Origin of the sequence: Burkholderia sp. S171, from assembly GCF_009766085.1 — a bacterium.
GTDB lineage: Bacteria > Pseudomonadota > Gammaproteobacteria > Burkholderiales > Burkholderiaceae > Caballeronia.
In genome coordinates this window covers 76,591-85,078 of the sequence record NZ_LMUF01000071.1, presented here as the reverse complement: position 1 = coordinate 85,078, position 8,488 = coordinate 76,591, and the positions used below count along the sequence as shown (strand labels likewise).

Annotated in this window: 5 protein-coding genes and 1 pseudogene; 1 reads left to right on the top strand and 5 read right to left on the bottom strand. The window is 60.4% G+C overall.

The window, feature by feature from the left end:
• Positions 1-240: 240 nt before the first annotated feature.
• The 3 genes and pseudogenes from GSQ93_RS36670 to GSQ93_RS36660 form a co-directional block, all read right to left on the bottom strand.
• A complete protein-coding gene (locus GSQ93_RS36670) occupies positions 241-1,275 on the bottom strand; it encodes an ABC transporter permease (protein WP_158941111.1) in 1,035 nt (344 codons plus the stop codon).
• A gap of 3 nt (positions 1,276-1,278) precedes the next feature.
• A complete protein-coding gene (locus GSQ93_RS36665; RefSeq protein WP_158941118.1) occupies positions 1,279-2,742 on the bottom strand; it encodes a sugar ABC transporter ATP-binding protein in 1,464 nt (487 codons plus the stop codon).
• 17 nt (positions 2,743-2,759) lie between these two features.
• A pseudogene (locus GSQ93_RS36660) lies at positions 2,760-3,512 on the bottom strand (MFS transporter); the annotation flags it as partial.
• Between the two features lie 272 nt (positions 3,513-3,784).
• Between GSQ93_RS36660 and GSQ93_RS36655 the strand changes: the two are divergent.
• On the top strand, positions 3,785-5,194 hold the full coding sequence (locus GSQ93_RS36655) for an LLM class flavin-dependent oxidoreductase (protein WP_158941110.1): 1,410 nt from the start codon (positions 3,785-3,787) through the stop codon (positions 5,192-5,194).
• Between the two features lie 106 nt (positions 5,195-5,300).
• On the opposite strand, the gene GSQ93_RS36650 is transcribed toward GSQ93_RS36655, so the two are convergent.
• Entirely contained in the window at positions 5,301-6,761 is a 1,461-nt protein-coding gene (locus GSQ93_RS36650) for a mechanosensitive ion channel family protein (protein WP_158941109.1), read from the bottom strand.
• A gap of 233 nt (positions 6,762-6,994) precedes the next feature.
• Entirely contained in the window at positions 6,995-8,350 is a 1,356-nt protein-coding gene (locus tag GSQ93_RS36645) for an amidase (RefSeq protein ID WP_158941108.1), read from the bottom strand.
• Positions 8,351-8,488: the final 138 nt, after the last annotated feature.

The following is an 8,488-nucleotide window of genomic DNA, read 5'->3' as shown; positions in this document are numbered from 1 at the left end:
GAAATTAAAACCTGAACAACACCGCTTGACACGGAAAGTCATATCAGAAATGACGCGCCGCCACGCGCAGTGGCTAACAGTGATAAAGAGAAAATCCGACTCTCGCAGACCACTAACCCCGAAAGCACCACCCCGGCAATAACCCCGACCGCTAACATAGCAACCGTGCATTGACCCCAACCACTAACCCCAAACCCCGTAACGCCCAACAAACCAACCCGTCCGCAACCTAAGGTGACTTCACCGCCCCCGTCCAATGCGAAACGTAAACGCCAGCGCACCGACAAGCAACGCACCCTTAATGAAATCCTGCATGTAGTAAGGCGCATTGAGCATGGTCAGCCCATTGAGCAAGACACCGACAAACACGGCGCCAACCGCCGACCCCAGTACGTTGGGACGCTTCGCACCCCACACCGCATAACCGATAAGCGCCGCGGCAACCGCATCCAGAAGCAGCGAATTGCCAGCACCCACGTCGCCACGCCCGACGCGCGCGGCAATCAACGCGCCCCCGAGCGAAGCGATCACACCCGATGCCACATACGCTGCCACGCGATAACGCGCCGTCGGCGCACCCGCGAGCCGCGCGGCCGTCTCGTTGCCGCCGGTCGCATAGAGCACGCGACCCCATCGTGTGAATTCCATGACGAGCACTGCCACCAGCGTCACCACCGCCAGCACGATGACCGGCACCGGCACGACGTCCAGCCAGCGGGCCCGGCCCAACGCCAGGAAGGCCGCCGGAAACGCACCGGTAGCCTCCGTGCCGTCCGGCAGGATGCTGCCGGTCGCAAGCGATCGCCCACCCGTTGGAATCAGTTGCAAGCCCGCTAGCAGGAACAGAGTTCCAAGCGTCGCGAGCTGGTCCGGGACGCGAAGGCGCGTGATCAGCAAGCCATTAAAAAGTCCCGCACCCACGCCTAACGCAAGGCACGCCGCAACGGCAGCAAGCGCGTTGCCGTGCCACACCACCAGCACGTAGCTCGCGGCCATCTGCGCCGTTGCAGCCGTGCTGCCGACCGACAGATCGAAGCCACCCACCGCTAACGTAATGCTGACGCCCACGGCCAGAAGCGCGACAATCGACGCAGCCTGCAAGATGCTGAACAGATTGTCCACGCTCAGGAATGCCGGTTCACGCCATGTAAATACGGCGCCCATTGCGACCAGCAGCAAGACGATGCCACTGCGTTCCAGCTTCGTCCTGATGCTGGTGTGTCTGAACTCCGTTCGAACGACGGAGCGTGCTTCGGTAGAAGCGCCAAATTTCATACGTCAGGCTCCGGCAAGATCTTCAATGTCTGTTTCAATGATCGAACGATCGAAGTGCAGCACGCGGTCTGCAACTTCGTACGCCTCTTCGATGGCGCTAACGAACACCAGCGTCACCCGCCCCGCTGCGTTCGCTCGCAACACATCGGCAATGTCTGCGCGAGCGCCGGCGTCGACACCCTGGAACGGCTCGTCCAGCAACAACATGCGTGCGGGTTCCGCATGCGAGCGCGCGAGTACGACCTTTTGCTGATTGCCGCCTGAGAGGTTAATCATGCGATCCGCCGGGCCGTTGCATCGAATGGAGAAGCGCTCAATGGCCGACGCGGCCTCGCAGCGTTCGCGCGATCTATTGATCCACCCGCTCTTGAACCACTTCGACAGATACGGAAAACTCAACGTGCCTTCAATCGATGCGAACGGCACGCTGTCTGGAAAGAGCGACGAGCTCCAACGGTCCTCACCTGCCAGGAAAACGCCGCGGCGAATTGCCTCGGCAGCAGAGTGCGGCTGCCATGGCTGACCATCGAGTGTCATCGTGCCGGCGACAACGCGTTCGATACCAAACAGCGTCCTGGCAAGCCGTGACTTGCCACCGCCCAAGGGGCCGGCAAACGCGACGATCTCGCCGCGAGCAGCGTCGAAGTCGAGCGCGGGGCTATCGGTACCGGCGAACAACTTCAGGCCTTGGACCTGAAGCCCCTGATTCGCCACCGAACGCACCGTTTTTCGTTCACGCGCCTTCGGCAATGCGCGGCCGATCATTGTTTCGGTGGCATCGTCGAAGTCGATCGGCGTTTTCAGATTGGCTACCAGCCGGCCATCGCGAACGATGACCACCCTGTCCGCCATGCGCTTAAGATCACCCAATCGATGCGAAACCAGCAGCATGGCGACACCGCGCTCGCGCAACCTATCGAGTGCGGTAAAGAGACGTTCGGCTTCGGCGGCCGAAAGGCTTGCCGTCGGTTCATCGAGTATGAGCACTGCTGGCTTGACTGCCAGCGCCCGAGCCAGGGTGACAAGCTGCCTCGTCGCAATCGGCAGCGTGAACAGCGGCGCTCGCAGGTCGATGTCGAGGCCAACCAGCGCAGCAATGGCGCGTGCCTCCTCAAGCCGCGCGGCGGGCGTAACAAACCATGGCGTGGCCGCGTTGTTGAAACGATCGAGCAGGAGGTTGTCCGCGATCGACAGGGTGGGCACGACGGTATCGGCGATCGACTGATGCATTGTCGCTACGCCCAGCGCCTTCGCTTCCTGCGGTGAGGCCGGCGCGTACGGCTGGCCGTGCAGTTCAAGCGAGCCGCCATCGCCGGGATAAACACCGCTGAGTATCTTGACGATCGTGGACTTTCCCGCCCCGTTGGCGCCCATTAGCGCCACGACTTCGCCCGCAGCAACGGAGAGGTCAAATCGATCGAGCGCGACCGTCGGGCCGAAGCGTTTCGACACTGACCTCGCGATCATCACGGGCAGCTCGGCGGTCACGTCGTCGCCGGCGTGACCGCGTTTTCGTCGTCAATATCGTGCTCGGTTGGCTCATATCGGATCAGCACCAGGAACACGATCGGGATCACAGCGGCCAATGCAACGATCCAGAACATGTCGGGGCCAAACCTCGCCTTGAGGATCGGCAAGACGAACAACGCGAGTGCACTGCCAATGCCCGCGAGCGATCGGCCGAAGCCTACGCCCGTGCCGCGAATGGACGTCGGGTAAGACAAGGCCGGATAGATCATCATCTGCGCGCCCGGGCCGAAACCTTCAGCGAACAACCATGTACCGAGCATCAGAACGGCAAGGCCAATACCGAGCGCCGCCTGCGGGTGGCCGATCAATGCGAGCGCAATCAGTGACACGAACTGCAGCGCAAAGCCCGCGATTGCAACATGACGCGAGGGGAATTTATAAGCGAGCCGCATGCCGAGCAAACCGCCCGTCAAAGCGAACAACACGTTCAGCCCAAGCGATGCCGCGATGGTTTCAAACACGCCGGCGCCCAGGAATTGCGACAGGATAGATGGCAGGAAGAAAGCGATCGCCGTGTATTCGAACGGGATGCAGAGATTCATCACACTGGCAACAAGCGTTCGCTGCAGATAAGGCCGTTGGAACAGCACGCGGAATTTGACCGGCGGCTGCTTCGAAGCGTGATTGTTCTTCGAGAGGCTTGTGTTGATCAAGCGCGATACGTCGCTGGCCGATCCGATCGGCAATGACGCAGGCAGGGCAGTTTCAATATCGACGGTACTCAAGATGCGCCTCCTTCGGCTTGCGGGTTGCACGGCAAAGAAGCTTTATACGGATAGCGATCGCGTCACGCAAAGAACGAGTTTTTCTTTCAATATGACCCGCTTGATGGCAAGCCTTCATGGTCGGCCGCCTGCACTGAATGGAAGCGCCGTCCTTTACAGCCACGCGCATATGCAAAGCTGAAATCGTTAGAGCGCGCCGACAATTTGGCGACTAGATTGTCCGGCTGTTAGTGCAAATAGAGAAGCCGGTCAACATGAGCAAAGCCATCCATTTCAATGCGTTCGAGATGAACTGCGTCGGCCATCAGTCGCCGGGCTTGTGGTCTCATCCGCGCGACCGGTCATCGCAATACAAGGACCTTGAGTACTGGACGGATCTTGCAAAAATTCTCGAAAGGGGTTTCTTCGATGGCATCTTCATAGCCGACGTGATCGGCTATTACGACGTCTACAAGGGCAGCAACTATCACGCGATCCATCAGGCCGCGCAGATCCCCGTCAACGATCCGCTGCAGCTTGCGGCGCCTATCGCGATGGTGACCGAGCATCTGGGCATCGGCATCACGGCGTCGACAACGTTCGAGCATCCTTACACGTTCGCTCGCCGCCTTTCAACAGCGGACCATCACACCAAAGGCCGCGTGGGATGGAATATCGTGACGTCTTATCTTGAGAGCGGCGCGAAGAACATCAGCGAAGGGGGCTTGCGCAAGCACGCTAACCGCTACGAAGTGGCGGCGGAATATATTGAAGTGCTGTACAAGCTTTTCGAGGGAAGCTGGGAAGAAGACGCCGTGGTCCGGGATCGCCACAACCGCGTCTTTACGCACCCCGAGAAGGTGCATGAGATAGGTCACCACGGCAAATACTTCGACGTGCCCGGCTACCATCTTTGCGAACCCTCGCCGCAACGCACGCCTGTTCTCTATCAGGCTGGCGCGTCGGGTGCAGGCAAGGCGTTCGCCGCCCAACACGCCGAGTGCGTATTCGTCGCCGCGCCGACGAAGGAAGTGTTAAAGGCTTACGTTGCTGACGTCCGCGAACAGGCTGCGCGGGCGGGACGTGATCCGGGTGGATTGCTGATCTACAACCTGGTCACGGTCATCGTGGATGAGACGGATGCCAAGGCGCAGGCAAAGTTCGAGGAGTATCGCCGATACACCTCGTACGATGGCTCGCTCGTGTTCATGTCGGGTTGGACGGGCGTCGACTTCGGTCAGTACGCGCCGACCGATCTGGTTAAGAAGGTGGAAACCAACGCTATTGTCTCTGCTATTGAACATCTGGCGGGCGGTGCGAAGTCCTGGACCATCGACGAACTCGCGGCATGGGGCGGTATCGGCGGCATGGGACCAGTCTTCGTTGGCTCGGCGGCAACCGTTGCCGATATTCTGCAGACCTGGGTGGAAGAGACCGGCGTCGACGGTTTTAATCTCGCGTATGCGGTCGCTCACGAGACCTTCGAGGACATAGTCCATTACCTGGTGCCGGAGTTGCAGAAGCGCGGTGTTTATCGGCGGGAATATACGCCCGGCACGCTGCGCGAAAAGCTGTTCGGCAAGGGACGCTTGTTGCCGGCCGGGCATCCCGGTGCAAGGTATAGGGACATCGAGGCGTTCAAGCGCGGCGAAGCGGCCGGATCATTGGTGGCTTCACATGAGTGACAGCCCGCGTTGTTCTCTTGGCCGCCAAGCAGTATCCCGTTCACGTTAAAGAGGGTTTTATACCGGCCAAGCGTTGCGCGGCTCAGCGGTTCGCTTCGTGGATTCGTTAAGTCGTGAGTTCATGCAGCTTATGCATACCTTCGCGCAGCCAGTCGAGCAGTGTGCGTTCGCTATCCACCACCACGGGTATCTCGGTGTTCAGCTTGCGCAAAGAGTCTTGCTGTTGCGAAAGCAGGTGGCACATCTGCTGGCCTATTTCTGGCCGGCTCTTTAACAAGGGTGTCAGGTCCGCCTTGTCCAGCCGATAGATCAGCGCGCGCGTCAACGCCGTCACTTGCGCCTGAACCGGCAAGCCCGCCAGAACGCCCGCTTCACCGATCGAGTCTCCAGGTCCCAAGCGCGCGGATTCGACCGGGCCGGAGGGTCCCGTCACGATTACCGACAGGACACCCGACTCGACGATCATCAGGTAGTCCGTCACCTCGTCGGACTTGACGACCACCTGGTTCGTTTCATATTCGTGGCGCGACAGCCGCTTGGACAGGGCTTCGATTTCTTCACCCTTCAAGGCCCGGAAGAGATCGACGTGTGACAGAAGCCGTTGCCTGCTGTCGGCGGCGTCGTGGCGTGGCGGCCTTGGAACGCTCAGCGGCCAAAGCTCGATTCCGGCAGCGGCGAGATGGCGATGGCACAGGTCGTAAAGCTGGTTCGTCACGGCCACCGACTTGCCCATGTCATCGATATAAACCGTGACTTCGTATTCGATCGAGTCGATTGAGGCTTTCTTGATCAGCGCATACGGTGCCGGTGTTTGCAGCACCTTATTGCTTCCCGCTACCGCGCGCTCCAACGCGCCAAGGACGGTCGCCGGACGTTCTTCCGGTGAAATCTGGAGCGCAATGGACACGCCGTGAAGTGCAACGGGACGGCTACTGTTGGTGATCTTTGCCTTGGCCGCCACACTGTTGGGGACAATGACAACATTGCCTTGGGACGTGAGCAGATGCGTTGCACGCCAGTTCATTTCCAACACTTTCCCATCCACGCCATCGACCGAAACCCAGTCCCCAATGTGATACGGCTCGGTCGTGTTCAGCACGATCCCGGCGAACACATCGCTAAGCGTGCTCTGTATGGCGAGACCCAGCACGATAGCCAGCGCACCGGAGGTGGCAACCAGTCCGGTCACAGGCAACCCCAGCACGAACGCCAGCGACGCGACAACGGCGGCAAGAAAAACCAGCGCACCCAGTACGTCCTGGAACAGGCGTTCCCTGTGCCACTGTCGCGACCGGAACGCTGCGTCCAGCGACAGCGTGAGAAGACGTGCGCCGATGAGCCACCACGAAACCTCGAGGATCTGGGCCGCGAGATGACGGCCCGGAGACTCAGGCCACGGCGCCGGCGTGAAGGGACTCAGCGCCGATTCAAACAACAGCGCGCTCAATAGCGCGAAAATCACCAGTCTGAGCAGCAAGCGAGCAGTGTCGTTGCGTGGAAATGCTGCGCGCCACAGCACGACATCCAACACGATCAGCACGAAGCCAAGAACCAGCGGATCTTTCACAAGACTGCTCCTGACATAGAGGGCCTTCAGTGTTAGTGCGCCACTAACGGGTGCGTACAGTCGCGTGTTGGTTGTCCGAATGCTTTTGCATTCTACGGTTTCCTGGTCTTATCCGTAGAACGTGTCGTGCCTCCGGCGTTCCCAACGTACGCGATGCAAACGCGCGAATTTGGGCGGGAACGCGGGTCGTCTTGATCCGTCATACGCGTTGCACGCGCCAGGAATCCAAACCGTCAGGCGTTATGCGGACCGGTGTTTGCCTGCAGCCTCACAGCCTGCCAGCTCGCTCGCGCTTCCACCCACTCTGCCACCGCGAGCAAACGCTCGTCGTGTTGTGCCGCGCCGATCAGTTGAGCGCCAAGCGGAAGACCAGCGGGCCCGAGGGCAATCGGCAGGGCGATGGCGGGAACGCCCAGGAAGGTCCATGGCGCGCACAGCGAAGCGTCGCCGGTATAGTCGAGACCGACCGGCGCTTCCCCTGTGGCCGGCGCGACGAGAAGTACATCAAGACCCATCTCTTCCTGCAACCAGCGGTCAAAGAGATGGGCCAACCGCACTTGCGCCGCCCTCGCTCGCGCATAGTCGATGCTCGATACGCCGCGACCCTCGTTGATCAACGACGTCATCACCGGGCTGACCAGGCCGGGCGAGCGGTCCAGCAGCGCACCGTGCACCACCGCGGCTTCTACCGCCAGGATCGCCGATACCAGCGGCCCCATGCCCTCCAGTTCCGCGGGCAAATCGACCGTGACGACTTCCGCTCCATCGGCTTTCAGTTGCGCAGCCAGCCCGGCCAACGCGCTGTCCTGAGCCGGTTCCATCGCACTGCCGACCTGCCTGTGCAGCAGGCCGATACGGATGACCGCGTTGCCGTCGTTGCCGGGTTTTTTGTTCGAGCTGTGTACGTGGGAAGAGTGGAAGTCCTGGTCATCGGGACCCGATACGACTTTAAAAGCGTACGCCGCGTCCGCGACGTTGCCAGTAAAGATTCCGATGTGATCCAGCGATGGCGCCAGCGGCAACACACCGGTTCTGGCAATGCTCCCATAGGTCGGTTTAAACCCTACGACGCCGCAATATGCTGCAGGGCGAATGACGGAACCAAACGTCTGCGTCCCGAATGCAAGCGGAACGATCCCCGCTGACACGGCCGCGGCAGAGCCGCTGGACGAGCCGCCGGGCGTATGCTTTTCATTCCATGGATTGACGGTCGGACCCGGCTGGCGCCAGGCGAACTCCGTTGTAACCGTCTTTCCTACGATGCTTCCACCTGCTTGCCGCAAGCGCGCCACTAAGACCGCATCCGTCTCGGGCGTGCGGCCCGCGTATGCCGGCGAGTTGTACTCGGTCGGCATATCCGCCGTGTCGATGAGATCTTTTATGCCGATGGGAATACCCGCGAGCGGCAACCCTATGCTAGCTTGATTGACCACGGGCGCGTCCGGCAGATAACTGAATGCGTGCAACCACGGTTGGGCTTGTCGGGCGGCTTTGTCTGCGGATTCAATACTTTGCTGGATTGTCAGGGCACCGCTCTCGACAGCACGGCGGATGTCGCGCAGGGTAAGTGCGTTTGCTGGTTCAGTCATCTCGTGAATAATCCCGGTGTGTAATCCGCGTATTCCATGGCACTAAGCTAAGTGCCCTAGTATGACAGCCACGTGTCCGGGACAATAATGGCAAAGGGAGCGCGTATCTGCCTGATTACCTCTTGCCGGACTGTCTTG